22 protein-coding genes, 1 pseudogene and 1 other annotated feature are annotated in these 24,403 nt (G+C 45.5%); of the genes and pseudogenes, 17 read left to right on the top strand and 6 right to left on the bottom strand.

The genetic code is table 11. The features are described 5' to 3' along the window. Positions 1 to 6: 6 nt before the first annotated feature. Genes VSQ61_RS10785 through VSQ61_RS10770 form a run of 4 tightly spaced genes read left to right on the top strand, consistent with a single transcriptional unit; the run spans position 7 to position 4,646 of the window. Positions 7 to 1,530 (top strand): MATE family efflux transporter, encoded by a 1,524-nt coding sequence (locus VSQ61_RS10785; RefSeq protein WP_334344435.1) that lies wholly within the window; start codon positions 7 to 9, stop codon positions 1,528 to 1,530. A gap of 56 nt (positions 1,531 to 1,586) precedes the next feature. Next, complete coding sequence (locus tag VSQ61_RS10780; protein WP_334344434.1) at positions 1,587 to 2,597, top strand: glycosyltransferase; 1,011 nt, start codon at positions 1,587 to 1,589, stop codon at positions 2,595 to 2,597. Positions 2,598 to 2,611: 14 nt separating this feature from the next. Beyond that, positions 2,612 to 3,586 carry a glycosyltransferase family 2 protein gene (locus tag VSQ61_RS10775; RefSeq protein ID WP_334344433.1) on the top strand — a complete coding sequence of 325 codons (975 nt, stop codon included), beginning with the start codon at positions 2,612 to 2,614 and terminating at the stop codon, positions 3,584 to 3,586. Beyond that, positions 3,573 to 4,646, top strand: a complete 1,074-nt coding sequence (locus VSQ61_RS10770) for a glycosyltransferase family 2 protein (RefSeq protein ID WP_334344432.1) — start codon at positions 3,573 to 3,575, stop codon at positions 4,644 to 4,646. Before VSQ61_RS10775 ends, VSQ61_RS10770 begins: the two co-directional genes overlap by 14 nt. A 147-nt stretch (positions 4,647 to 4,793) precedes the next feature. On the opposite strand, the gene VSQ61_RS10765 is transcribed toward VSQ61_RS10770, so the two are convergent. The 4 genes from VSQ61_RS10765 to VSQ61_RS10750 form a co-directional block, all read right to left on the bottom strand. Then, entirely contained in the window at positions 4,794 to 5,594 is an 801-nt protein-coding gene (locus VSQ61_RS10765; protein ID WP_334344431.1) for an ABC transporter ATP-binding protein, read from the bottom strand. A gap of 2 nt (positions 5,595 to 5,596) precedes the next feature. Next, positions 5,597 to 6,502, bottom strand: a complete 906-nt coding sequence (locus VSQ61_RS10760) for an ABC transporter permease (protein WP_334344430.1) — start codon at positions 6,500 to 6,502, stop codon at positions 5,597 to 5,599. 136 nt (positions 6,503 to 6,638) lie between these two features. Then, positions 6,639 to 7,715, bottom strand: coding sequence for an ABC transporter substrate-binding protein (locus VSQ61_RS10755; RefSeq protein WP_334344429.1), 1,077 nt, complete (start codon positions 7,713 to 7,715; stop codon positions 6,639 to 6,641). A gap of 159 nt (positions 7,716 to 7,874) precedes the next feature. After that, positions 7,875 to 8,136 (bottom strand) — a binding site (T-box leader). A 71-nt stretch (positions 8,137 to 8,207) separates the two neighbouring features. Then, positions 8,208 to 9,911, bottom strand: a complete 1,704-nt coding sequence (locus VSQ61_RS10750; RefSeq protein ID WP_334344428.1) for an ABC-ATPase domain-containing protein — start codon at positions 9,909 to 9,911, stop codon at positions 8,208 to 8,210. Positions 9,912 to 10,507: 596 nt separating this feature from the next. Here VSQ61_RS10750 and VSQ61_RS10745 point away from each other — a divergent pair. The 7 genes from VSQ61_RS10745 (at position 10,508) to VSQ61_RS10715 (ending at position 15,743) form a co-directional block, all read left to right on the top strand. Continuing rightward, positions 10,508 to 11,497 carry a helix-turn-helix domain-containing protein gene (locus VSQ61_RS10745; RefSeq protein ID WP_334344427.1) on the top strand — a complete coding sequence of 330 codons (990 nt, stop codon included), beginning with the start codon at positions 10,508 to 10,510 and terminating at the stop codon, positions 11,495 to 11,497. A gap of 27 nt (positions 11,498 to 11,524) precedes the next feature. Then, positions 11,525 to 12,457 (top strand): helix-turn-helix transcriptional regulator, encoded by a 933-nt coding sequence (locus VSQ61_RS10740; protein ID WP_334344426.1) that lies wholly within the window; start codon positions 11,525 to 11,527, stop codon positions 12,455 to 12,457. A gap of 200 nt (positions 12,458 to 12,657) precedes the next feature. Beyond that, the gene (locus VSQ61_RS10735; protein ID WP_334344425.1) at positions 12,658 to 13,008 is read left to right on the top strand and encodes a TfoX/Sxy family protein; all 351 of its coding nucleotides are present in this window, start codon (positions 12,658 to 12,660) and stop codon (positions 13,006 to 13,008) included. Beyond that, a complete protein-coding gene (locus VSQ61_RS10730) occupies positions 12,986 to 13,708 on the top strand; it encodes a GyrI-like domain-containing protein (RefSeq protein WP_334344424.1) in 723 nt (240 codons plus the stop codon). The genes VSQ61_RS10735 and VSQ61_RS10730 overlap by 23 nt, the downstream gene beginning before the upstream one ends. 283 nt (positions 13,709 to 13,991) lie before the next feature. Further along, positions 13,992 to 14,756 (top strand): MerR family transcriptional regulator, encoded by a 765-nt coding sequence (locus VSQ61_RS10725; protein WP_334344423.1) that lies wholly within the window; start codon positions 13,992 to 13,994, stop codon positions 14,754 to 14,756. Positions 14,757 to 14,894: 138 nt separating this feature from the next. Further along, complete coding sequence (locus VSQ61_RS10720; RefSeq protein ID WP_334344422.1) at positions 14,895 to 15,044, top strand: MerR family DNA-binding transcriptional regulator; 150 nt, start codon at positions 14,895 to 14,897, stop codon at positions 15,042 to 15,044. A 24-nt stretch (positions 15,045 to 15,068) separates the two neighbouring features. After that, entirely contained in the window at positions 15,069 to 15,743 is a 675-nt protein-coding gene (locus VSQ61_RS10715) for a TipAS antibiotic-recognition domain-containing protein (RefSeq protein ID WP_334344421.1), read from the top strand. Positions 15,744 to 15,998: 255 nt separating this feature from the next. Here the strand turns inward: VSQ61_RS10715 and yfcC are convergent, their stop codons facing one another. Then, positions 15,999 to 17,507: a putative basic amino acid antiporter YfcC gene (yfcC, locus tag VSQ61_RS10710; RefSeq protein ID WP_334344420.1), complete on the bottom strand. Its 1,509-nt coding sequence runs from the start codon at positions 17,505 to 17,507 to the stop codon at positions 15,999 to 16,001. 106 nt (positions 17,508 to 17,613) lie between these two features. Next, the gene (iadA, locus tag VSQ61_RS10705) at positions 17,614 to 18,786 is read right to left on the bottom strand and encodes a beta-aspartyl-peptidase (RefSeq protein ID WP_334344419.1); all 1,173 of its coding nucleotides are present in this window, start codon (positions 18,784 to 18,786) and stop codon (positions 17,614 to 17,616) included. An 891-nt stretch (positions 18,787 to 19,677) separates the two neighbouring features. Here iadA and VSQ61_RS10700 point away from each other — a divergent pair. The 6 genes and pseudogenes from VSQ61_RS10700 (at position 19,678) to VSQ61_RS10675 (ending at position 24,389) form a co-directional block, all read left to right on the top strand. Next, the gene (locus VSQ61_RS10700) at positions 19,678 to 20,973 is read left to right on the top strand and encodes an ATP-binding protein (RefSeq protein ID WP_334344482.1); all 1,296 of its coding nucleotides are present in this window, start codon (positions 19,678 to 19,680) and stop codon (positions 20,971 to 20,973) included. 91 nt (positions 20,974 to 21,064) lie between these two features. Next, a pseudogene (locus VSQ61_RS10695) lies at positions 21,065 to 21,349 on the top strand (ATP-binding protein); the annotation flags it as partial. After that, the gene (locus VSQ61_RS10690) at positions 21,346 to 21,540 is read left to right on the top strand and encodes an excisionase (protein WP_334344418.1); all 195 of its coding nucleotides are present in this window, start codon (positions 21,346 to 21,348) and stop codon (positions 21,538 to 21,540) included. The pseudogene VSQ61_RS10695 and the gene VSQ61_RS10690, both read left to right, overlap by 4 nt. 120 nt (positions 21,541 to 21,660) lie before the next feature. Further along, entirely contained in the window at positions 21,661 to 22,860 is a 1,200-nt protein-coding gene (locus VSQ61_RS10685) for a site-specific integrase (protein WP_334344417.1), read from the top strand. Between the two features lie 150 nt (positions 22,861 to 23,010). Then, positions 23,011 to 23,487 carry a low molecular weight protein-tyrosine-phosphatase gene (locus VSQ61_RS10680; RefSeq protein ID WP_334344416.1) on the top strand — a complete coding sequence of 159 codons (477 nt, stop codon included), beginning with the start codon at positions 23,011 to 23,013 and terminating at the stop codon, positions 23,485 to 23,487. Positions 23,488 to 24,068: 581 nt separating this feature from the next. Next, positions 24,069 to 24,389: a PadR family transcriptional regulator gene (locus VSQ61_RS10675; protein ID WP_334344415.1), complete on the top strand. Its 321-nt coding sequence runs from the start codon at positions 24,069 to 24,071 to the stop codon at positions 24,387 to 24,389. Positions 24,390 to 24,403 lie beyond the last annotated feature (14 nt).

Genomic DNA, 24,403 nt, shown 5'->3' with positions numbered 1-24,403 from the left:
GTGAACATGGATAAAAAACGTGTAGCGATCAATATGACTGCCCAACTGTTGGCCTTTGCAGTAAATATGCTGCTGGGCTTCATTTTGGTACCTATTATTGACAGTATGATTCCCAACTCCTATGGCTTTACAGACATTGCCAACAAATTTGTACAGGCGGCCCAGATTGTTGTGTCTGCATTAAATACCATGGCAAGTCGTTTTATTACCATACAGATACATCGGGATGATAAAGAGGAGGCCAATCAGTATTTTTCATCCGTATTCTTTGCAAATGTATTAATGGCAGTGGTCTTTATGGTGCCGGCTATGTTTGTAGTGGTATATCTTGGACATATCTTCCAGATACCTTCTGAGGCCAGCCTTCCGGATATCCAGATGCTGTTCTTCTTCATATTTGTAAACTTTCTCATTAGCATTACAACCTCAGTATTCGGAGTGGCTCCCTACAGTCAGGATCGGCTGGAGCTAAGTTCGATTGCTGCTATTTTGGGAGAAGTGGCCCGATTGACAGTCCTATTTGTCTCATATCTTTTCTTCCGCCCCTATCTGTGGTATGTAGGCTGTGCTTCTGTGGCATCTACTTTGATTCAGGCAGCGGCCAATTTGATTTTTACCAGACGCCTTCTGCCGGATATGAAAGTGAAACGGAAGTATTTCCGTTGGGCCAAGGTTAAGGAGCTGGTATCTCTGGGAGCATGGAATTCTGTAACCCGTCTGGGACAATTGCTGCTAAGTGGACTGGATACTTCCATTGCAAATATCATGATCAATGCAGCGGCCATGACTACCGTGTCTATCTCATCTCAGGTTCCCACAGTGATTGTGAACCTGATGGGGACAATAGCAGGGGTTTTCAATCCTCAGATGACAATAGCATATGCGAAAGAAGATAAAAAGCAGCTTTTGGAGATCATAGGGAGCGCAGATCGAATCATGATCTTCCTTATCAGTATTCCAATTGCCTTTCTTATCATATTTGGAAAAGCCTTTTTTACATTGTGGATTGGAAAAACACAGAATCCGGATCAACTATATGTCTTAGCCCTATTAAATATCGGCACTATGTGCGTCAGTGCCAGCATTCAGGTTTTGTACCATGTATTTTTAATTACAAAACGGGTAAAGTTAAATTCCGTTGTCATACTTTCGTGCGGAATTTTGACCACAACAACCGTATTTGTTCTTTTAGAAACTACCAGCTTAGGGGTATATGCTATAGTGGGAACCAGTACAGTGTTCGGCATTCTGCGTAATCTGGTATTTACGCCCATTTATGCGGCTCGATGCTTAAAGGTGAAATGGTATACCTTTTATGGAGATATTATATTGGGACTCATATCAATTGGAGCAATCTGTTTAACAGCTTTCCCCTTCCAATTATTCATAAAAATAGACGGATGGTTTAAACTATTCGGGGTAGGAATTGCAGCCGGAATGCTGGCATTAGCAGTAAACTTCTTGATTGTACTGCGCAGGAACGAGCGTAAAATGGTATTAGATATGGTCAAGAAAAAGCTCCCACATTAAAAAGGACTACTTTACAACAGCCGTCACCCTTCAAACAATAAAAAAGGATCCAAATTATGGTAAGCATCGTTGTTCCCGTATATAAAAGCGAAAAAACATTGCATTCCTGCATAGCATCCTTACAAAAACAGACGGAGCCAGATATTGAAATTATTTTAGTAGATGACGGCTCCCCTGATAACTGCCCCAGGCTATGCGATGAACTGGCAGAAAAAGATCCAAAGGTACATGTGGTTCATAAAGAAAATGGAGGGGTTTCTTCAGCCAGAAATGCAGGAATTAAAGAGGCACACGGAGAGTTTCTGCTGTTTGTGGACAGTGATGATTATGTGGAGCCCCAAATGGTAGAAGAACTTTTGCGCCATATGGGGAAAGCAGATTTGGCCATCTGTGGATATCATCATCATTATATGGGCCGGGATGTGGAAAAGGTACCCAAGATCCGGAAGTGGGTCGGAGCAGAAAGCTTTCTTATGCTGTACGGCCAGGGGTATCTGAACATGCCCTGGAATAAATTATTTCGGAGAAAATTAGCTGGAAGGTTTGATGAAGGCTTAAGCTTAGGGGAGGACTTACTCTTTAACCTGGATTATCTGCGCAGAACATCAGGGGGCGTTGCCATTGTGCAAAGAGCTCTGCACCATTATATACAGAATGATACAGGAAATACTCTTTCCAGCAAAAAACGAGATGATAAGCTGGAGTTGGCAAAACGGATTTGGCAGGAAACCTCCAGGTTTTATCAGGAGCTCGCAGGCCATGAGGATGAGAGTGGAATTATCAATGCCCGGCTGCTTCAGGAGGTGCTGGATGATGTGGAAAGCCTGCCCTTTGATTACAGCCGAAGCAGAAAAGAAAAGCTGATGGCTATTGAAGCCTACTGTAAAGATCCAGTGCTCAAAAAGGCAGGAAGGAATGCGGCGCTTCCGGCATTGGATTATCGGATAATCTATGCCTTTATGCAGCACGGCTGGAAGCATTCTGTGTATAGCTTAAGCGTGCTGCGGGCATGTCTGGTTAGGCTTTTATATGCAGAAAGATATAAGCAAAGTTCTGACAGAAAGTGAGGAGCCTGATTCACATGGGAGATTTGATAACAGTGATTATACCGGTTTTTCGGGTAGAAGCATATCTGCGCCGCTGTGTGGACTCTGTACTGGCTCAGACTTATGAAAACATGGAGATTATTCTGGTAGATGATGGTTCGGATGACAGCTGCCCGGCAATCTGTGATGAGTATGCCGGCCAGGATTCCAGAGTAAGCGTGATTCACCAGAAGAATGCAGGCTTATCCGGAGCCAGAAATGCGGGGATAGAACAGGCAAAAGGGGAATATCTGTCATTCGTGGATTCAGATGACTATCTCTCACCGGAATTTTTAGAGCGTTTGTATGCGGCCTGTGTGGAGACTGGCAGTGATATGAGTGTCTGTCGGTGGGAGTATGTAAAGGGCGGGGCTATTCCGGAAAAGGGGAAGGGCAAAACTCATATTTTTACCGGGAGAGAGATGCTGGCGAATCTTTATATCCCAGATGGTGCGTATTTTGTTGTAGCCTGGAACAAGCTGTATAAAAGGGAGCTTTTTGACACTATCCGCTATCCCCTTGGGCGGATTCATGAGGATGAGGCCACCACCTATCGGATTTATCATCAGGTGAGGCAGGCAGCCTATGTGGACAAGTCTCTTTACGGCTATTTTGTGGCGCCTTCCAGTATTACCAGAGGCTTTAATCCCAGGCGGCTGGACTGGGTGAAGGCGGGAGCGGAACGAGTTGATTTTTTTGAAGAAAATGGCTATAAGGAGCTGATGGTTCCGGCCCTTAAGGCACTGGCAGATGGAAGTATTGACATTTACTTTGGAATGAAGGATAAGCTGCCGGGAAGTGAGAAGGAGCAGAAGTGGATTCAGGATTTGATTCGCAGAGGGTTAAAAAGAGTGAAGTCCTACGGACATTTTTCTCTGCGGACGGAGATTGGATACCGGATGTTTCTTACGTGTCCCGGGGTGTATCGAAGATTGCTGGATCGGGTGAAGGATGAGAATGGAAAACAATAATCCGAAAATTAGCGTGGTGGTTCCTGTCTACAATGTGGAGGCTTATCTCAACCGCTGTGTGGACAGTATTCTGGATCAGACGGTGGAGAATCTGGAGATTATTCTGGTGGATGATGGTTCTACAGATGGTTCCGGGAAGATCTGTGATGAATATGGGGAGAAATATGAACAGATTCGGGTGCATCATAAGACCAACGGCGGACTGACCTCTGCCTGGAAATGTGGAGTGAACCTGGCTTCCGGGGAATATGTGGGTTTTGTGGACAGCGATGACTGGATCGATTCCCATATGTATGAGCGGATGCTTTGTCTGGCCCTTCAGGAGAGTGCTGATGTGACGGTCTGCGGTCTGGTGTTTGATTTCGAGGATCCAAAGATTCCAAGACGGGAGGAGATCTCGAACTTTGGAAAAGAGGTTTACAGCCGGGAGGAATTGGAGGCGCTGTTTCCTTCTCTCATCAATGACGGTCGTTTCTTTGGAAGGACATTGCAACCGGCCAGAGTGACGAAACTTTTCCGTACGGAATTGATCCGGAAGAACATGAAGTACTGTGAGGAAGGGGTAGCTTTGGGGGAGGATATGCAGATTACTTTTCCTGTGCTTCTGGATACCAGGAAGCTCTGTGTGGTACGGGATTTCTATCCCTACCATTATTGGATCAATAATAAGTCCATTACAGGAAAATATGACTGTGATTATATGGAAAAGGTGAAACTTCTGGCTTCCCGGCTTCAGTTTATCAGCAGGGAGAAGGGAGTCTATGATTTTTCAGATCAGATCCGCAACGATTTTCTGAGCATGACGGTGCTGACGGTTAAGAATGAGATTTATCGGAACTATAAGGCCGGAAGAAAGAGGGTGACGGCCAATGTGAAGCGAATCTGTGAGGATACCCAGGTTCGTGAAGCACTGGAGCGGCATACCATGGATCGTTTGTCTCTGTCTATCCGGCTGTATCTGCGGCTTATGAAGAAGGGGCATTACAGCCTGTGTTACTGGCTGGTTCTGGTGTTTTTTAAGGTAAATTATTATCTGGGACGGGAGTATAAGAGACAGTAATTGATTGGAAATGGTGACAGAATTAAATAAGAGACTGTTGTAGAATAAGGAGCATTTCTTATCTGGATTCTACAACAGCCTCTTATTTTGTTTCTGCAGATAATAAATTAGGAGGGGATATTTTATACTCCCGCGAATAGCTATTAGTTATTCAGACAGCAAAATCCGGTCGTTATCCAGTTCCCGTCCGGTTCCGGCTCTGAAACGAGCCAGCAGATCTTCTACAGACAAGTGGGAGCGTTCTTCACCACCGATGTCCAGGACGATGTTTCCGTCTGCCATCAGGAGTGTCCGATTGCCCAGCTCCAATGCCTGCTTCATATTGTGTGTGATCATCAGGCAGGTGATGTGTTCTCTGGCGGTGATTTCCCTGGTCAGCTGGAGGACTTTCCCGGCTGTGCCAGGATCCAGGGCGGCCGTGTGCTCATCCAGCAGCAGAAGTTTTGGGGGAACCATAGTGGCCATGAGCAGGGTCAATGCCTGACGCTGGCCGCCGGAGAGGAGGCCTACGGGCTGCTTCATCCGATCTTCCAGTCCCATGCCAAGTAAAGAGAGCTGTTCACGAAATACCGCTTTATCTTTCTTGGAAATGCGGCTGAATGGAGAGGAACCTTTGGAGTTGCGCAGATATGCCAGAGCCATATTTTCTTCGATGGTCATGCTGGGCGCCGTTCCTTTTAAGGGATCCTGAAAGAGACGGCCAATGAAGTGGCTGCGCTTGTATTCCGGAAGAAAAGTAATATCCTTTCCGTCCAGAGAAATAGAACCTTCATCCACATAGAAAGCACCGGCGATAGCGTTAAACATGGTAGACTTACCGGCACCATTGGAACCGATGATGGTGACAAAGTCCCCATCGTCCAGATGAAGAGAAAGATTGGAAATTGCTGTTTTCGCATTTACAGTACCAGGATTGAAAGTCTTGGAAATCTTCTGAATATCCAGCATGTCTAATGACCTCCTTTCCGGGCCGCAGCTTTCCGCTTCTGGAAAAGAATCCAGTTCTTGATGGTTGGAAATGCAATAGCCAGAGCTACAATGACAGCAGTGATTAGCCGTAAGCCCTGAACAGGCATAATCTTGGTGTATAGTACAATGGCATAGATGAGTCGGTAAATTGCAGAGCCAATAATCGCTGCGACTGCTCCTTTGATCAGAGTGCGCCGTCCAAGAACTGTTTCCCCTATGATGAGACAGGCCAGGCCAATGACTACAATACCGGTTCCGCCGTTGATATCAGCCGCATTCTGATACTGTCCAACCATCGCTCCGGAGAGGGCGGTCATCGCATTGGCAAGACACAGGCCGACTGTGATAGTAAAAGCCGGATTGATAGAGGAGGCCCGTACCATATCCATATTATCTCCTGTGGCACGAATGGAAAGTCCCAACCGGGTTCCCAGAAACAGGATCAGCAGGATGCCCATAAGAATGGTAATAAATCCGGCCAGGATAGCTTCATTCCAGGCTCCGCCGATACCGGTATTTTCAAAGAGCGTAAATATGGTTTCAGACTTCAGAAGACTTACATTGGCACTCCAGCTCATCACCATGAGATTGACAGTGTAAAGCCCCATATTGGTGACAATGCCGGCCAGTATGGAGGGAACTCCAAGCTTTGTCTGAAGAAAAGCAGTTACAAAGCCTGCACCCATTCCTGCGATCATAGCTGCAGGAATAGCAAGCAGCGGATGTCCGGAAGCGGCCAGGGTCACAGATACGGCGGCACCCAGAACAAAGCAGCCGTCTGTGGTCAGATCCGCAATATCCAGAATGCGGTAACTTAAGAATAGAGCCATAGCTACCAAGGCATAGAGAAAGCCCAGCTCCAGGGCCGTTTGTGTAATGTACAGCACGGTACTTCTCCTTTCGAATAATTAACAAGTAACAATGGACTGCTGCAGAAATTATGTGATTTTCTGCAGCAGCTTAATTATTTTGTGTGATATAAATTATGCAAGGGATTTATACCTTATGGGTAATACCTTACAGTTAATCTTCGGTTGTGACTACCTCAACGACCTCGCCCATATCGGAAAATACGGAATAATCAATGTTCAGTGTTTGAGCGGTTTCTGTATTTACGGTGATGATGCCGCCCTCTGTCAGATAGAAATCATCCATATCAGCCATGCCGTTTGTGACAGCATCAAAGGCAAGATCCGCAGTCTGTGTTCCCAGATCCGTGTAGTTTACACCACAAGTAATGAAAGCGCCGTTCCGGACAAAGGAGTCTGCTCCTGTGTAGTGAGGAATACCGGCTTTTGCCAGATCCTCGTAGATGGCAAGCTCAGAAGCCATGATTACATTATCGGTAGGAGTGAAGATAGCGTCCACGCCTTCTGCAATTAGGGCGGAAGCACAGGCGATTACTTCATCACTGGTTGCGGCAGGCTGCTCGCTGTAGGATATGCCTTTGGTTTCCAAATATGCCTTTGCCTCGGCAATAGGAGTGGTAGAGTTTGCTTCGGACTGGGAATAGAGAAGGCCTACCTTCTGAATATCCGGGTTCTGTGCAAACATCATATCCAGGATAAAGCTTGTATTCAGTGCATCGCTGGTTCCTGTTACGTAGTCAATATCTTTCAGTCCTGCCTCTGACGGATCTGAGATGGCGGCAAATATAACAGGAGTTTTGGTCTCTTCTGCACAGGAAACCATGACCTGAGCAGCTAATGTGGCAATAGGGATGATGGCATCTACTTTGTCAGCGATGAGTTGATCGCCAATCTGCTTTAAAGTGGACTGGTCGCCCTGCCCGGAATAGATTTTATGGGAAATGGTGATGCCCTTGTCGGCGGCAATGGCGTCCAGCTCGGCGGCGACTGCATTTGCAATCTCATCCAGGGAGGCATGGTCCATCTGCTTTACGATCGCTATATTATAGGAATCTTTTGTGCCATCTGCAGCGGGAGCTTCTTGGTCCGCCCCGTCTGTGCCAGCAGGAGCATCCGCTGTTTCTTCTGGTGCAGCAGGTTCCTCTGATTTGCCAGAACAGCCCAGCATGGAGCAGGCAAGTACGAAAGCACATCCGAGAGCCAGTAATTTTTTCATAGTCATCTTCTTCATAATTTTTTCTCCTTTTCTTTTACGAGGTTTTTGCTTGGGCGGCAGATGAGAAATTATGCTTTGCCAGGAGCATAATGTTTAAGGAAGCTTTTATCAGCGGCAGTCTGCCAGGCATCTGAATTTTCTTGGACGCCAGATAAAAAAACGCTTCTGTCCCATATATGGGACAAAAGCGTAAACTTCTGCGATACCACCCAAATTGACATCCCCTGTAGAATGTCCACTCGCTACACGTACCATCATACGTGCCCCGATGGATAACGGGTGGGGTCCCGTCAGCCCCTACTGGAAGTCCTTGCTCCCTTCGTTCAAAGCTGCCCTCCGAAGCCCATTCGCTGACTGCTTCACGCTCCCATCCCACCGCCGGGAGCTCTCTGTAGATCTGCTTCTGCCAGTTACTCTTCTTCTTCACAGGTTTATCTAATATTGCGTTACTGGTATTATATGCATTTGAATGCAGATTTGTCAAGAAGTTTTTTTAAAATCACACAATCATACAATCAACTGCCGATACCGGTTCAGGCAGGCCAGTATTTCCTGCCGCCGGGGACGTGCCAGGGAGGAGCGGACATCGCCGTGGTCAAAGAGCCCTTCCAGTCCCTGCTTATCAAGCAATGCTTCTATGTGATCCGCCAGAACCGCCATGTTCTTTTTCCCATCCATAGCCTGCAATTGAAGATATTTCAGGAGATAGGCAAGAGCCATGGTCTGCTCACCGTCACGAAGCTGCTCTAAGTAGCGGAGCTCTACGGCATCACGTCCAAGCAGCAGCTCGCTGGTTCCCATTGCTTTTAATTTCAGCCGATCATCCCGTTTTACGGCAGCGTTGACCTTGGGGCATCGATTGGAAGAATAAGCGGGGAACTTATCCTGGTTGGTGGAAAATACCGGAAATGCAGCAGCAGCTTCCTTTGCCTGCTTTGTAATATCATAAGGCACGTATTCTTTCATCTGAATTACGGTGTCCGCCACATGGAAATAGGAGCCGGAACTTCCGGCTACAATGATGGAGGAGATGCCAAAATCCTCATAGAGACTTCGTACCCGTTCAATAAAGGGAATAATCGGCTCTTCCTCAGGAGCAACCACCTGCTGCATCAGCTTGTCACGAATCATAAAGTTTGTGGCAGAGGTATCTTCGTCAATGAGCAAAAGAGTGCTGCCGCTTTCCATACTTTCCATAAGATTAGCCGCCTGAGAGGTACTGCCGCTGGCATCCTCCGTGGAGAAATGACGAGTATCTCTGCGCCCGGGAAGCTGACGGATAAAGGGGGAAATATCCACACCTGTTACGCTTCTGCCATCCTCGGAACGGAGCTTCCAGGCACTTTCATCCGTAATCACCAGTTCCCGTCCGTCCCCGCCTATATGATTGTAGACACCGTATTGGAGGGCCTGAAGCACCGTTGACTTTCCATGATAGCCGCCGCCTACAAAAAGCGTGATGCCTTTTGGAATGCCCATGCCTGTTACGGGCCCCTTATTTGGAAGATTTAAGGTTACTTCCATAGAAGCCGGCGCCTGAAAGGCTACGGCATCCTGCATGGGGCGGTCAGAGACGCCGCTTTGCCGGGGCAGGACGGAGCCGTTTGCAAGAAAGGCACAGAGCCCCAGAGCCGGAAGTTGTTCCCGGATATACTGCTGATCCTCGCAAAGCTCAATGGCAGCCTTTAAACGGCTCTTGTTGATCTTTTGATAGTAAAGACTGGCATGAACACAACCCGGCAAAATGTCAAAAAGCATTTTTTCCAGCTCTCCGGCATCAATGGTACGTCCTCTGGCCGGGAATCCGGCTTCAAAACGCAAAGTTACGGAACCATCACTATCCTGCACCCGGCAGGCAGTGCGCTCTAAAACTTTCTGACCACACCGGGAAGCAGCCAGAAGTCCGCTTTTTCCGGAACCCTTGGCCTGCTTGCTTCCGGAGAAAAGCTGGGCGGCAAAAAGACGTGTCAAATGATCCTGCAGGGTAATCCGTTTGGGATAGGTGTCGTAGTATTCCGCCGGAAATCCGGCTTTCTTTCCTGCCACAAGAACAGACAGTCTGGATGGGGAGGCAAAGGGGTCTCCCTGTACATGGTCAATGGAAAGGACAAAGCTTCCAAAATCATATTGCCCTTTCAGATCTTTATAGGCCGGATATCCCCGGTGGTCAATAGAGCGAAGCTTCGCCCGCAAATCCTGTGATGATTTCATAAAGATACTCCTTGTTTTGAAAAATATGATTGTTGTAATTTCTGTATTTAAAAAATGTATTTAAAGTTCTCCAATGCCATTTAAGTTAAGCACCAAAAAGCTTGTGAAGGCTTCGGGCAAGAACCGCCACCCCTGACCGGGGCGGCCCTCCGCCCCTACGCCGGTCATTTGTTGAAACTTAACTTAATGACATTGTAAAGTTCTCGCATCCTATTTTAAATCAGAACAAATTTCCGGTCAATGGAAAATCTGCTGTGGATTCATAATTTCCACACTTGCATTAGAATTGTTAATATTCACACTCCTTAGAATTTTACAATATTTCAATTCAATAGTCATCCATTGCGTTCTGATAATGGGACTTGTATAATGGAATGAGAAAATAATATGATATGAAGTGATTATGGACCAATATCAGACTGAATTTGTTAAAATTTGTAATTTTAAAAGGAAAAGCAACCGTTAGTTTACAAATTTCCAAGCGCACTTGGTGGTTGACAACCGAAAAAAGCCTAGAATAAGCACATACCCAAGGGGGTGTGTACATGTACAGTATCAAGTATTGCAGAACTGAATATAGAAAGGACAGAAAAAATATGATATTAGCAGATAAAATTACTGCACTTCGCAGGCAGCATGGCTGGTCTCAGGAAGAACTGGCCGGACAGTTGGGCGTATCCCGTCAGGCGGTTTCCAAGTGGGAGAGCGCTTCGGCCATTCCGGATCTGGAACGTATCTTGAAAATGAGCCAGATTTTTGAGGTGAGTACGGATTACTTATTGAAAGAAGAGCTGGAAGAAGCGGAGGTGTCCGTAAGTTCAGGAGAAGATCCGGCGGAATGTGTAAGAAACGTGTCTTTGGAGGAGGCGAATGAATTTATAGAGAAGAAGAAGCGGATGGCTCTTTCCCAGGCATTGGATGTTGCGGCATATATCCTTTGCCCGGTACCGCTGATTTTCCTCGCAGGCTATGCGGAGCTGGACGGCGCCCGGATTTCTGAGGAAGCGGCAGCCGGACTTGGTTGTATTACTTTGCTTCTGATTGTGGGCATAGCAACGGTTGTAGCGATTCTGAACGGCTCACGAATGGAGAAATACGAGTATCTGAAAAAGGGAAACTTCCGTCTTCAATATGGTGTGGAGGGGATTGTCAGAAAGAGCAAGGAAGAGATGGCAGGAACTTATCGGACCTGTGCAGCTGCGGGAACCTTTCTGTGCATTATATCAGCGGTTCCGATTTTCTTAATGTTTTGTTTCTGGGAGGATAATGATTTTGCGGGCGTGATTTCTGTGGATATTTTGCTGCTGCTGGTGGCAGTGGGAGTATTTCTGTTTATTTGGGCAGGAGAAGGCTGGGGAGCATGTCAGATTCTTCTTCAGGAGGGGGAATTTACACCGGAGGAACAGGCGAGAAAGCCGGTTTTTAAAATCTATTGGTGCGTGATAACGGCGATTTATCTGGGAATCAGCTTTTTGACATTTGAGTGGCATAAAACCTGGATCATTTGGCCCTGTGCAGGGGTCTTGGCCGGTGCGGTAAAGACAATCGAGCGAATGTGGCGGCGCAGCCGGAGGAAAATAGATTAATATTTCGTATGAATGGGGAAAGGGCTTATGAAGATAGAGCGTTTGATTGGCATATTGGCCGTGCTGCTGCAAAAGGAGCAGGTGACGGCACCTTATCTGGCGGAGAAGTTCGAAGTGTCCAGAAGAACGATTAACCGGGATGTGGAGGCCCTCTGCCAGGCAGGAATCCCCATTGTGACAGCTCAGGGAAAGCATGGAGGAATCTCCATTATGGAGGGGTATCGAATGGATCGAACCCTCCTGACTTCCAAAGATATGCAGGCTATATTGGCAGGACTTCGAAGCTTAGACAGTGTCAGCGGCACGAACCGCTACCGGGAGCTGATGGAAAAGCTGTCCGTAGGAAATTCTCTGACACTGTCCTCTAACAACCATATACAAATTGACCTTTCCTCCTGGTACCGCAGCACCCTTGCTCCCAAAATAGAGCTGATACAGGATGCCATTGAGCGAAACAGGAGAATTATCTTTACTTATATTTCCTCAAGGGGTGAGAGTGAACGGTGTGTGGAGCCGGGATATCTGATATTCCAGTGGGCTTCCTGGTATGTATGGGGATATTGCCTTAGCAGAAGGGAATTCCGTTTATTTAAGCTGAATCGTGTATCTAAGCTTGCCTGTACGGAGGACATGTTTGAGCCTCGTCCGATTCCGGAGCCGAAATTATCCACAGAACAGATTTTTTCCGGGGAACTTAAGGTAAAGGCTCTCTTTGAGCCGGGGGCCAGATGGAGGCTTATGGAGGAATTTGGTCCCGACAGCTTTCAGGAACAGGAGGATGGGAAGCTTTTGTTTTCCTTTGGATTTTCGGATCGGGAGAATCTGTTTGGATGGATTCTAAGCTTTGGAGCACAGGCGGAGCTTTTGGAGCCGGAAGAATTGCGCAGGGAGCTTCATGGGGTGCTGAAAGAGGCATGCAGGAGATATGAAGCAACTGACAGGAAGCTTGATGAAAATTAAAGCGTCCGTATATTGTTTACAAATCATAAAACAAGACAAACAGTTGTCGTGTTTTGTGTGATACTCTATTTTCAACCTGTTTTTTAAAAGAAAAATCCATATATTTGCGGGATGTTATGCAAAGGTATTTTTATATGAGAAAATAGGCTGTAAATCAAATAGTGCCATTGCGTAGCAATTTTGAATAGGAGGACAAGATCATGGCATCCAAATTGGAATTTGTTCAATATGCGGTAGATCAGCTTCAGGAGGCAGGGGAAATTGCATACCGAAAGATGTTTGGTGAGTATGGAATCTACTGTGACGGAAAGTTTTTTGCAATGATTTGCGATGATCAATTATTTTTCAAGATTACGGAGGGAGGCAGGAAGCTTTGGCCGGAGCTGGAGGAAGGAATCCCTTATCATGGTGCAAAGCTGCATTTTCTGATTGAAGAATTGGATGATAGGCGAAGACTTGCAGAGCTGGCACGGGTAACTTGTCAGGAGCTGCCTATGCCGAAGTCTAACAAAAAGAAAGGAGCTGCTGATGGAAAGAAAGACGCAAAGTAAAAAGCTGGATTATAAAAAAGAATTTCCGGATCTGTATCTCCCTAAAAAGAAGCCCATGCTGATTCATGTGCCGGAGATGGTGTTTATTCAGGTGGAGGGGAGCGGTAATCCCAATACCTCTGCGTCTTATGCAAATGCTTTGGCAGTTCTCTATGGGCTGTCCTTTGGAATTAAGATGAACCTGAAATTCGGCAAGGTGCCTGGGGAGCTTTTGGAAGGAGCTGACATGGAAAAAAGTGCCGCATTTCTGGAGGGAAATTATGTGGTGCCGCCCCTTGAGGGACTTTGGTGGGATAAGGACAGGGCATTTGACGGGAAAAATCTTGTGGATAAGGACAGGCTTTGCTGGTTGTCTATGATCCGACAGCCGGATGAGGTGACGGAGGAACTGTTTGAGTGGGCGACGGAGGAGCTTGAGAAGAAAAAACCGGAGCTGGATGCTTCGGCGGCGAAGCTCATAAGGTTTGAGGAGGGGCTATGTGCACAGATTCTTCATGTGGGACCTTATGATGCGGAACCTGCTTCTATTGAGCTTTTGGAGCAGTTTGTTGAGAATGAGGGCTGTGAGGAAGATTTTCAAGCGGGTGAGGCCGGAACCGGGATGGGGCGGTATCACCATGAGATTTATCTTGGGGACCCCAGGAGGACGGCACCGGAACGGCTGAAGACGGTGATTCGTCATCCGGTGCGGAAAAAGTAGGCCGGAGATTTTGCTGTACGAATACAAGAAATAAAGATACCCTCAGCAGACAGGGAAAATTTAACGAAAAAAACCTTGACTTTGACGCAGCGTCAACGGGTATGCTGAAATTGTCCGAGGATAAGAATAGGGTGTACTTGGAAGAAATTACGGAACTGGAAACAGTAATGGCTTCTAAGTGCACAAATCAATTTACAGGCACAAGGATTTGTGAATGGAAATTGATTTAGAATAAGGTGTACTTGGAAGAAATTACGGAACTGGAATAGGAGGCGGAAAGAGTATGGCATATGGTATTCGGGAATTGTCAGAGCTTGCGGGTGTGAGTGCACGCACACTTCGCTACTATGACGAGATCGGACTTTTGAAGCCCCTGTATGTGAGCGAAGCCGGCTACCGCTTTTATGGAGAGCAGGAGGCGGAAGCTTTGCAGCAAATTCTTTTTTATCGGGAGCGAGGCTTTGGCTTGAAGCAGATTGGTGAGATCTTGAAGGGAGAAGACTTTGATGTGGAACAGGCACTCAAGGAGCACCTGGCTGATTTGGAGGCCCAGAGAGATCACCTGAACGCTTTGATTCGGACGGTGAAGCATACGATTTTGTCAAGGAAAGGGGAATATGAAATGAGTGACAAAGAGAGATTTGAGGCACTTAAAGAAAGAGCTATAAAAGAAAATGAAGACCAGTACGGAGCAGAAATCCGGGAAAAGTATGGGGAGACTTCTGTGGAAGCCTCCAATGAAAAGCTGAAAGGTATGTCTAAGGAGGAATGGGAGCAGTTTCAAGGGCTTGAGAAGGAGATCCTGGATCGGCTGCATGAGTGTGTATCAGGTAAAATGAACTTTGACAGTGAAAAGGCGAAAGAACTGGTGATTCTTCATAAAAAATGGATCTGTATGACCTGGGCCAAGTATTCGGTGGAAGCCCACAAGGGTGTTGCAGCGACGTATGTGGCAGATGAGAGGTTCCGGCAGTATTATGACAGAGAGATGCCGGGATGTGCGGAATTTTTAAAGCAGGCCGTTGAATACTGGGCCGGGAGGCTGTAAAATATCGTTAAGGTAAAAAATCCAATAAGAGAACAGAGATATGCCGGTGCAACAGCCGGCATATTTTTGAATTTTCCTCTTGACCCTAACGGAACGTCATAGGCTAAAGTAAGCTTATCAAAATCAGGAGGTCAGAAAATGAGAACAGTAAAAGAGATTTCCAATTTCACAGGTATCAGTGTACGTACCCTTCACTACTACCACGAAATCGGGCTGCTGCTGCCCACGGCAGTCAGTGAAGCAGGATACCGGCTTTATGACGATAAGGCGTTGGAGACTTTGCGGTAGATCTTATTTTTTCGGGAGTTTGATATGCCCTTGAAGGAGATTCAGAAGATCCTGGGGAGCCCTGATTTTGATAGAGAAAAGATATTGAGAAGCCAAAGGAAGATGCTGGAGCTGAAAAAAGAACGATTAAATCGTATGATTGCCGGCATTGATGACATTCTGAAAGGAGAGGAAGCAATGGATTTTACAGTATTTCGTACACAGGATATAGAAGAGATTTGTGAGGCTGCATTTGCCAATATGTCCAGGGAGCAGCAGGAAATCGCTGCAGAGCAGTATGGAGGCCAGGAGGAATTTCAAAAGCATCTGGTGGAATCTATGTCCACGGAACAGGCGCAGAAAACTATGTCGAAGATGCTGGAATGGTATGGGGATAAGGAGACGTATATGGATGTGGCGGTTCATCCCTTAAGCGCTCAGGTGACGGAAGCCTATGGGAAACGTTTTGATGCCATTCGGAAAAAGCTGGCCGGAAAACGAGGGACGGATGTGAATTCCTTTGAGGTAAAGGAAATTGTAGGAGAGTTTGAGTTTGCAGCCAAGCAGCTTTTTCGGTTAAAAAATATGGAAGGCTTTATGATGGAGATGGCGAAGGACTATCGAAAGAATCAGGCGTTGCGGGAACATTTGGATCAGACAGAGGGGGAGGGTACGGCAGATTATCTGGCGGATGCGTTGGAGGCGTTTTATAAAAGATAAGGGGATGGAAGAGGCATGAGTGCCTGAAGTGATAGGTTAGATACTGATCAGGCAGGCATACCCCTTGCAGGGTATGCCTGCCTAACCAAGAAACCATATGCATATTACAATGGATAAACAGCATGTATATATATTTAAAAAGTGTCCTCTATTGATATAAAATATTGCTAAAATACAGTCTTTCTGAATATTACTCTCGATGGAGCATTTGCATTAATTTTATTTTATGTACATTAAAAGCATTCCGCAGATACTTTAGAAATGAATCAGCACCGCAATAATCATCACAATAGAAGCGCTCACAAACAATACACCCTGCATCTTAATCTGGAACTTTGCCCATTTGCCCCATTCAAGCTTGGCAACGCCAAGAGTACCCAATAGACATCCGGAGGTGGGAACGATCAGGTTGGAGAAAGCATCTCCAAGCTGGAATGCCAGTACGGAGGTCTGACGGGATACGCCTACCAGATCCGAAAGAGGAGCCATAATCGGCATTGTCAGAGCAGCTTGTCCGGAACCTGATACAACGAAGAAGTTAAATACGGTCTGGAACACATACATCAGCCATGCGGAGATTACAGACGGGAGATGCTGCATGCCGTTGCTGATTGCATGAAGAATTGTATTCAGTACAGTGGGAGAAGAGGCACTGGTTCCGCCTAAGATAATGATAATTCCCTGCGCCATACCGACAACCAAGGCAGCGCCTACCAGATCGGCGGCTCCGCTCTGGAATGAAGAAGCAATGTCGTTTACACGCATATCATTTAATTTGAAGATAACAGCAATAATACCGGATACCAGACCCATTACAAAGAACTGGGAAGCGATCTCCGGAATGTAAAAGCCTTTTGCAACAACGCCCCAGACGGTCCAGACCATAGTAGCGAAAATCACCAGCAGAATCAGCTTATGTCCCAGACGAAAATCCGCCTTGGTACTGTCTTCTTTGAATTCATTTCGATAAGCAACATCACTGTCATAGGCCACGGACAGCTTCGGATCCTTTTTGATCTTAGCGGCATAGACCATTGTAAAACCTGCGCCGATACCGGTAAACAGAAACCAGAGGATAATACGGAAACCAGCGCCGGAAAGAACGGGAACCTCTGCAATGCCCTGAGCAATAGCCAGACTGAAAGGATTCATCCAGGAAGCGCCGAAGCCGATCTGTGTAGCACAATAGGTTACGCAGACACCCACTACCGCATCATAGCCCATGGCAATAAACATGGGAGTTAAAATCATGGCAAAAGGAATTGCCTCTTCACCCATGCCAAATACAGCGCCGCCCAGAGAGAACAGGACAAACAGAACGGGAATCAAGAATTTTTCCGCTCCCTTCGTCTTCTCAATCATAGCCAGAATTCCCTGATCCACGGCTCCGGTTTTCAGAACAATGCCAAAAGCGCCGCCGATAACCAGGATAAATGCCACAATACCTACGGCAGAGCCCCATTTGTCGCCTACGGTCAGGCCCTCAAACACATAGTTGAGAATGCCCTGTCGGCCGAAGTCTTCCGTTCCGAAAAGGGGAGCAACCTGCGTAATCTTATTGCCGTTTTCGTCCGTTGCGTATTGGAAGCTGTCCGGATCCAGTACGGTTCGGGACTTTTCTTCCCCGTTCTGCATATAGGTAATATCCTTTGTCTCATACTGTCCAAGCGGAACAAACATAGTCAGAACCGCTGCAAACAGGATTACAAAGAAAATAATGACGTAGGTATGAGGCATCTGAAAATTTCTTTTTTTCTCATTCATAATCTGTTCTCCAATCCCTTTTTTGGATATCGCACAGGTATATCTGCCATTGGTGTAAAGGGAGATGATGACATACCCATAAGATATCAATGTGCATTTTTTAGTTTTACTCAAATGTACCTTTTTTGATCGCAGCGCCGCCCTGTACCATGAGTTGTCCCTTGGCGATTACCGTATCAATCGTTAGGGAGCTTTCATTTACAAGTACCAGATCCGCATCCTTGCCCACGGCAATCCGGCCTTTATTTTCCAGTTTCAAAAGAGCTGCCGGATTTGCAGTAACAGGTCGAAGCGCCTGCGTGATGTTCACCTTTTCCTGCAGGATGGCATCCCGAACCTCCCGGTACAAGGAGGTGACCTTTCCTACGCCCAGGCCGAGGAAAGTGCCGTCCTTGGCGAAGATGGGCATGCTTCCCTGTCCGTCAGAGGAAAAAGTAATCTGATTCTCGGGAACCCCTTGCTCCAGCATAAGACGAAGCCCGATGCTTGCTTTCACCTCGTCTTCTTCCAGGTAATCCGGATCCGAACTGGTAGTCAGATCCACGAACCCTCCCAGAGACTTGGCATAATCAATGCCGTCATTCAGAAGCCGGGTGCTCCGGTTGATATGGGTGGGAAGCATGTTGGAGGACGGAATCTCCGTTTCCTCTATTACATACCGAAGATAGGACAGCATCCGGGAGCCGTCTCCCATATGGATGTTTACCAGACCGGCCTTTCCGGAAAGAATACCGCCAACCCGGGTATCTCCAACAATGTGGGCAAATTCCTCACGGGTAGGCTGTGAAGAACGATGATCGGAAATAGCAATCTCGCCGCAGCCTACAACCTTATCAATCAGAATCAGATCATCCACAATGCTGCCCGTCAGGGTTCGGACCGGAACCTGATAGGAGCCAGTATAGACATAGGCAGAGATTCCCTCTTCCGAAAGTCCTCGTGCCTTTGCCAGCAAAGAAGCCATGTTTCTTGTGGTTCCGTCTGTTCCCAGACAGCCTACCACAGTGGTGACACCGCCTGACGTAATGTCGGTCAGCATGATTTCAGGTGTCCGGGTGTGGTAGCTTCCCTCTCCGCCGCCGCCCAGGATATGGACATGACCGTCGATAAAACCTGGGAATAGAAGCTTTCCGGTTCCGTCAAGCACTTCCACATCATAGGCATCTACTGCCGGGATATCTGAGGCAAGCTTAAGAATACGGGAATCTCCAATAAGGATATCCTGTATGCCAAGATATTCCGGAGCATATACGGCAGCGTTCTTGATTAGCTTCAGCATATGTGTTCCTCCATTCCAGTTCCGCATTTTCATCTTGATATCCGATAAAACCGAATAAAGGTGAACTTTAATATATTGCGCATATATGTGAAATTATTGTAACATAGGGAGCCAAGGATGTCCAAAAGAAATGAATAAATATGCAAAAAATATTGGAGATACGATTAACCAAATTTCATAAAGGGATGAATTTTTTAATTGGTGAAAATGATTCAAATGTGGATATCCGGCTTTTCGGTTTCTTTTAGAGAATAAACAGGGTAATCGGAAAGTATATAAAAATGGACATTCTGATATTGCAACCACGTTACAATACTATACGCATTATCAGTTTGAGGACGTGCAAAAAGAGATATTAGAACTGGAAAAGAAACAGAGGGAAATAAGATAAAGTAGAAAATATTTTACCTCTTAGGGAGAGTGGAAAATGAGTTATTTTACTTGTTTTCTAATCTTTTTGGGGGACAAGATATATGAAGATATGGTATGATATACGAGGTTAAGGGTTTTAAGAGTGATTGTAAGAAGCCTTAAAATATAAAGGAAAACCAAGAAATGTGGAGATATAAGGAGATATAAGAGAGATGATAAGAATTTTATTTGTCTGCCACGGCAGTATCTTGAAATGTTCTGGAAAAGCCTGTAAAATCAATGACTCTACGATATGGCAAGGCGTTTACTGTACCACTACTACACCATTTTTGAAAGAGCCTTGAAATGACAATCAGAAATTGAAATAGATTTTGTGAGGATATAGTATTTTGTAGAAGATTTTGTTATGATATGAATTGGGTAGATGTTGTCTACCCAATTTGACTTGGAGGTGCTTTCATGGCAGAGAGTCAGAATATTGAATGGAAAGAATCATGGCGGGATGAATATCTCAAATAGATATGTGGATTTGCCAATGCGCAGGGTGGAAAGATTTATGTCGGCACAAATGATGATGGTACTGTCATTGGTATCCAAGACAGTAAGAAGCTTATGGAAGACATTCCCAATAAAGTAAGGGATATTCTGGGAATTATCGTAGATGTGAATTTGTTATCTGAAGACGGAAAAGAATACATTGAAATTTGTGTCAGTTTAAATACTTATCCTGTGAATTACAGGGGAGAGTATCATTATCGGAGCGGAAGCACAAAACAGTTGCTTAAAGGACAGGCATTGAATCAGTTCCTCTTAAAAAAGACTGGCATTACCTGGGATAGTGTTCCCATACAGGATGTTGCAGTAAGGGATTTGCGGAATGATAGTTTTGATATTTTTCGTGAACAGGCCGTTCTTAGCAAAAGGATGGACAAAAAAGATGTCGATTTTTCCAATGAGCAATTGCTGGATAGCTTAAATCTGCTTGACCATGGCATGCTCAAGCGGGCGGCGATTTTACTATTTCATCATAATCCGGAGAAATGGATACCAGGTTCTTATGTAAAAATTGGCTATTTTGAAACAGATTCAGAATTGCGGTATCAGGACGAAATACATGGATCACTGATTTCACAGGCTGACAGAATTGTGGATTTGATTTTTACCAAATACCTGAAAGCAGAAATTTCTTATAAGGGAGTTACAAGGGTGGAAACTTATCCATTTCCTAAGGAGGCGATTAGAGAAGCCGTTTTTAATGCCATTGCCCACAAATTCTATGGAACATTGATACCGATTCAAATCAGGGTTTATGCGGATAAAATCATGATTGCAAACGATTGCGTGTTTCCTGATGACTGGACGGTTGATGATTTGATGGGAAGTCATCGTTCCAGACCATATAATCCGCTCATTGCGAATACTTTCTTTCGTGCAGGCTTTATCGAAGCATGGGGTCGGGGAATTGAGAAAATTAAGGACAGCTGTGCACAGGCCGGGAATCCCATGCCGGAGTATGCGGTTAAAAAAGAGGACATTATGGTGACGTTTAAAAGTCTGGTGACTGACACTACCCAAAATACTACCCAAGCTGTTACCCAAGGTACTACCCAAGTTGGTTTTCAGTATATTGAGAATTCGATTCCTATGCGGATTATAAAAGTCATTAAGGATAATCCGACATTGTCCCAAAGCCAGATTGCAGAAATGCTTGGGGAAAAGCATGATACGATTAAATATCATATGCGGAAAATGCGTTTGTCTGGGGTGATCGAAAGAGAAGGAAGCAGTCAAAAGGGAAAGTGGATTATAAAATAAAGTGTTGTTACCTTAATCAAGTGCTAATAGAACATTAAAAACTATATGAGTGGAATCGTACAAAACCGAAGGAGGAAAGTGAGATCAGTACATCCTTGACGATTTTGGAATGGAAAGGGGTACGGAATACGGTCTTGAGCAGGTCTATAACGTGATAGACAGCCGATACCGCAGTAATAAGCCACTGATTACGACAACAAACCTCACGCTGGAGCAGATGCAGCACCCGCAGGACACAGCCCACGCACGCATTTATGACAGGATGCTTGAAATGTGCGTACCTGTCTGCTTTACAGGCGGGAACTTCCGCAGAGTGACCGCACAGCAGAAAATGCATCGGTTAAAGAAACTCATGGAGAGAGGCGAAAGCCAATGAAAGAAGTTCCTATTTGGGAAAAGAGTAACCTAAGTCTGGAAGAAGCGGCAGCTTATTCTGGAATTGGCATTAATAAACTGCGCAAGCTTACAAATGAGAAGAACTGCCGGTTTGTACTGTGGGTTGGCAATAAGCGGTTAATCAAACGCCGCTTGTTCGATCAGTATATCGAGCAGGAATATTCTATCTGACAATAGCAGCTATCTCATCTCTTGCGGTTTTTATGAAACTTGTGGTGTAAAATCAGCTTTGATATGGTACAATGAATGAGTCATATCAAGGCTCTTTCCATCACGGAAAGGAGTTTGAAAATGTCCGAGAAGAGAAAAGACAATAAAGGGAGAATCCTGCGGACAGGAGGGAGCCAAAGAAAAGACCTGATTTATCAATATCGTTATACTGATATCCGTGGCAAGCGCCAGACCATTTATTCCTCTGATTTGAAAGAGCTGCGGCAAAAAGAAAAGACGATTCAAAAGCAGCTTGACGACGGAATTGACTATGCTGCCGGAAAGATTACCGTAATAGACCTTTTAGAGCGATACATCAGTCTGAAACAGGGAGTTTGCTACAACACGAAAGTCGGTTACAATTTTGTGCTGAATTTAGTCAGGAAAGAAGATTTCGGTTATCGTCAGATAAGGGATATCAAAGTATCAGATGCCCAAAAGTGGATTATGAAGCTTCACGACGAGGGGAAAGGATACAGCACTATTACAAGCGTCCGGGGCGTTGTCAAGCCAGCCTTTCAAATGGCATACAATGAGGATATTATCCGCAGAAATCCCTTTGATTTCAAATTGGTTGATGTTGTTCCTAACGATTCACAGAAGCGGATTGCCATGACGGAGGAACAGCAGGAGCTTTGGATGGGCTTTATCCGGAGGGATAAGACTTATGCGAAGTATTACGATGAATTTGTTGTGTTGCTGGGAACTGGTATGCGTATCAGCGAGTTTTGCGGTTTAACAAAGAGAGATTTGGATTTTGAAAACCGGAGAATCCGGGTAGATCACCAGCGTGTCCGGGAGAGGGGCGGAAAGTATTATGTCGAGAAAACCAAGACAGAATGCGGGTGCCGTTACATTCCCATGACAGAAGAAGTTTATCAAAGTCTGAACAATATCCTTGCCCGCCGCAAAAAAGTGAAAACAGAAATCATTGTAGACGGGTACAGCAGTTTCCTTTTGCTGGATAAAGCCGATGAGCCTAAAGTGGCGCTGCATATCGAAAATGAAATGCGCTGGGCTATGAAGAAATACAAGAAGCTGCATTCGGATAAGCCGCTGCCCCATATCACGCCCCATGTGTTCCGTCATACGTTCTGTACAAACATGGAAAATGCTGGTATGGATATCAAAAACCTGCAATATGTAATGGGGCATTCTGATGTAGGTGTTACATTGAATGTTTACACTCATGCAAGTTTCGACCGGGCGGCAGAGCAAATGGCGAAAATCATTGACTTTAAAGAAACCGATATGCAGGGAAAGAAGAGAAAATCAGGTTGAAAATACACCAATCTACTACACCATTTGCCCGTGAATTTGCGTAGAATTATAAAGAATTGCGTATGTTTCGGGCAAAATGCAAAATTGAAGAAAAGTGCCAAAAAGCCTAAAATATCAAGGTTTGTAGGCTTATGAAAGGATATAATCAAGATGATAAAAATACTCTTTATTTGTCACGGCAATATTTGCAGAAGCCCAATGGCTCAATTCGTAATGCAAGATCTTGTAAACAAAAAAGGTCTGTCCGACCACTTCTACATTGATTCCGCCGCCACCAGCACAGAAGAAATCGGCAGTGGTGTTCATTATGGAACAAGAGGGAAGCTGAGAGAAATGGGTGTCCCATTAGGGAGTCATCATGCTACACAGATGAAGCATTCAGACTATGATCAGTATGAATATATAATCGGCATGGACCAATGGAATCGAAGAAACATGCTGCGGATTCTTCGACAGGATCCAGAGGAAAAAGTATCATTACTTTTGGACTTTACAGATCGCCCTCGTGATATTGCAGATCCCTGGTACACCGGAAACTTCGACATCACCTATGATGACATCCTGGAGGGATGTCAGGCTCTTTTGAATCATATTCTTAAAAACGACAGCGACAGACTTTACGGCTAGTACAACGAAAATTAAGCTATTGGCAGTTTGACTTGCCTATTTTCCTGATAGCACTACTCCCCAAGCCTCGCCGTAGCCCCGCTACGACTGCGTTTGTGAAGCAGCACTCTCAGAAAAATATTCTGCGTCAAACTATCCAAAACTTAATTTTCGTTGTACTAGTAGTCCGTACCGGAAATCCTTGTGCATATTTCCGATACGGACTACTAGTGCACTGGCACAGAGAGATTCCCAAAAAATAAATACTTCCAAAACATTCCCCCCAATTATTAAGATTCCATTAATACTATTGACAGCATCATATTATACGTTGTATAGTATAAGCATCTTATAATATTATACAATATATAATATTATATTTCACAGATACATTAAAAAGTATATCCCATCGGCAGAACCGATTTTTCCGCCGGGATATACCTTAACAGCTATCTGTGATACATGTCCTTTTGGAACAGGCGAAGAACAGACGAAGATAGTTCGTCAAAGTATACCCTGTGGATGCACCATAATACATGCCCTTGCAGGGCAGGCGGACTTCGCCCGTCAGGGAAAAGAAATCAGGATAAGGAGAGGGTTGCATGGTATTTAACACAGGAGCGGCACTCCTGGACGCAATTGTACTGGCCGTAGTCTCCAACGATGCGGAGGGCACCTACGGCTACAAGATCACCCAGGATGTGCGCCAGGCCATCGAGATATCCGAGTCCACCTTATATCCGGTATTGCGCAGGCTGCAGAAAGATGGCTGTCTGGAAACCTACGATATGGAGTATGGAGGCAGGAACCGCAGATATTACCGGATTACAGAGGCAGGAACGGCGCAGCTGAATCTGTACAAGACAGAGTGGAAGCAATATTCCACCAAGATTGCGAAATTATTTGCGGGGAGAGGTGTGTAATGGATAGGAAGCAA

Source organism: Candidatus Merdisoma sp. JLR.KK006, assembly GCF_036941035.1.
Classification (GTDB): domain Bacteria; phylum Bacillota; class Clostridia; order Lachnospirales; family Lachnospiraceae; genus Laedolimicola.
This window is presented reverse-complemented; position numbering and strand designations above follow the sequence as displayed.

Coding starts and splice junctions, on each gene's coding strand:
- VSQ61_RS10785 (WP_334344435.1), top strand. CDS start 7: ATGGATAAAAAACGTGTAGCGATCAATATGACTGCCCAACTGTTGGCC.
- VSQ61_RS10780 (WP_334344434.1), top strand. CDS start 1,587: ATGGTAAGCATCGTTGTTCCCGTATATAAAAGCGAAAAAACATTGCAT.
- VSQ61_RS10775 (WP_334344433.1), top strand. CDS start 2,612: ATGGGAGATTTGATAACAGTGATTATACCGGTTTTTCGGGTAGAAGCA.
- VSQ61_RS10770 (WP_334344432.1), top strand. CDS start 3,573: ATGGAAAACAATAATCCGAAAATTAGCGTGGTGGTTCCTGTCTACAAT.
- VSQ61_RS10765 (WP_334344431.1), bottom strand. CDS start 5,594: ATGCTGGATATTCAGAAGATTTCCAAGACTTTCAATCCTGGTACTGTA.
- VSQ61_RS10755 (WP_334344429.1), bottom strand. CDS start 7,715: ATGAAGAAGATGACTATGAAAAAATTACTGGCTCTCGGATGTGCTTTC.
- VSQ61_RS10750 (WP_334344428.1), bottom strand. CDS start 9,911: ATGAAATCATCACAGGATTTGCGGGCGAAGCTTCGCTCTATTGACCAC.
- VSQ61_RS10745 (WP_334344427.1), top strand. CDS start 10,508: ATGATATTAGCAGATAAAATTACTGCACTTCGCAGGCAGCATGGCTGG.
- VSQ61_RS10740 (WP_334344426.1), top strand. CDS start 11,525: ATGAAGATAGAGCGTTTGATTGGCATATTGGCCGTGCTGCTGCAAAAG.
- VSQ61_RS10735 (WP_334344425.1), top strand. CDS start 12,658: ATGGCATCCAAATTGGAATTTGTTCAATATGCGGTAGATCAGCTTCAG.
- VSQ61_RS10730 (WP_334344424.1), top strand. CDS start 12,986: ATGGAAAGAAAGACGCAAAGTAAAAAGCTGGATTATAAAAAAGAATTT.
- VSQ61_RS10725 (WP_334344423.1), top strand. CDS start 13,992: ATGGCATATGGTATTCGGGAATTGTCAGAGCTTGCGGGTGTGAGTGCA.
- VSQ61_RS10720 (WP_334344422.1), top strand. CDS start 14,895: ATGAGAACAGTAAAAGAGATTTCCAATTTCACAGGTATCAGTGTACGT.
- VSQ61_RS10715 (WP_334344421.1), top strand. CDS start 15,069: ATGCCCTTGAAGGAGATTCAGAAGATCCTGGGGAGCCCTGATTTTGAT.
- yfcC (WP_334344420.1), bottom strand. CDS start 17,507: ATGAATGAGAAAAAAAGAAATTTTCAGATGCCTCATACCTACGTCATT.
- iadA (WP_334344419.1), bottom strand. CDS start 18,786: ATGCTGAAGCTAATCAAGAACGCTGCCGTATATGCTCCGGAATATCTT.
- VSQ61_RS10690 (WP_334344418.1), top strand. CDS start 21,346: ATGAAAGAAGTTCCTATTTGGGAAAAGAGTAACCTAAGTCTGGAAGAA.
- VSQ61_RS10685 (WP_334344417.1), top strand. CDS start 21,661: ATGTCCGAGAAGAGAAAAGACAATAAAGGGAGAATCCTGCGGACAGGA.
- VSQ61_RS10680 (WP_334344416.1), top strand. CDS start 23,011: ATGATAAAAATACTCTTTATTTGTCACGGCAATATTTGCAGAAGCCCA.
- VSQ61_RS10675 (WP_334344415.1), top strand. CDS start 24,069: ATGGTATTTAACACAGGAGCGGCACTCCTGGACGCAATTGTACTGGCC.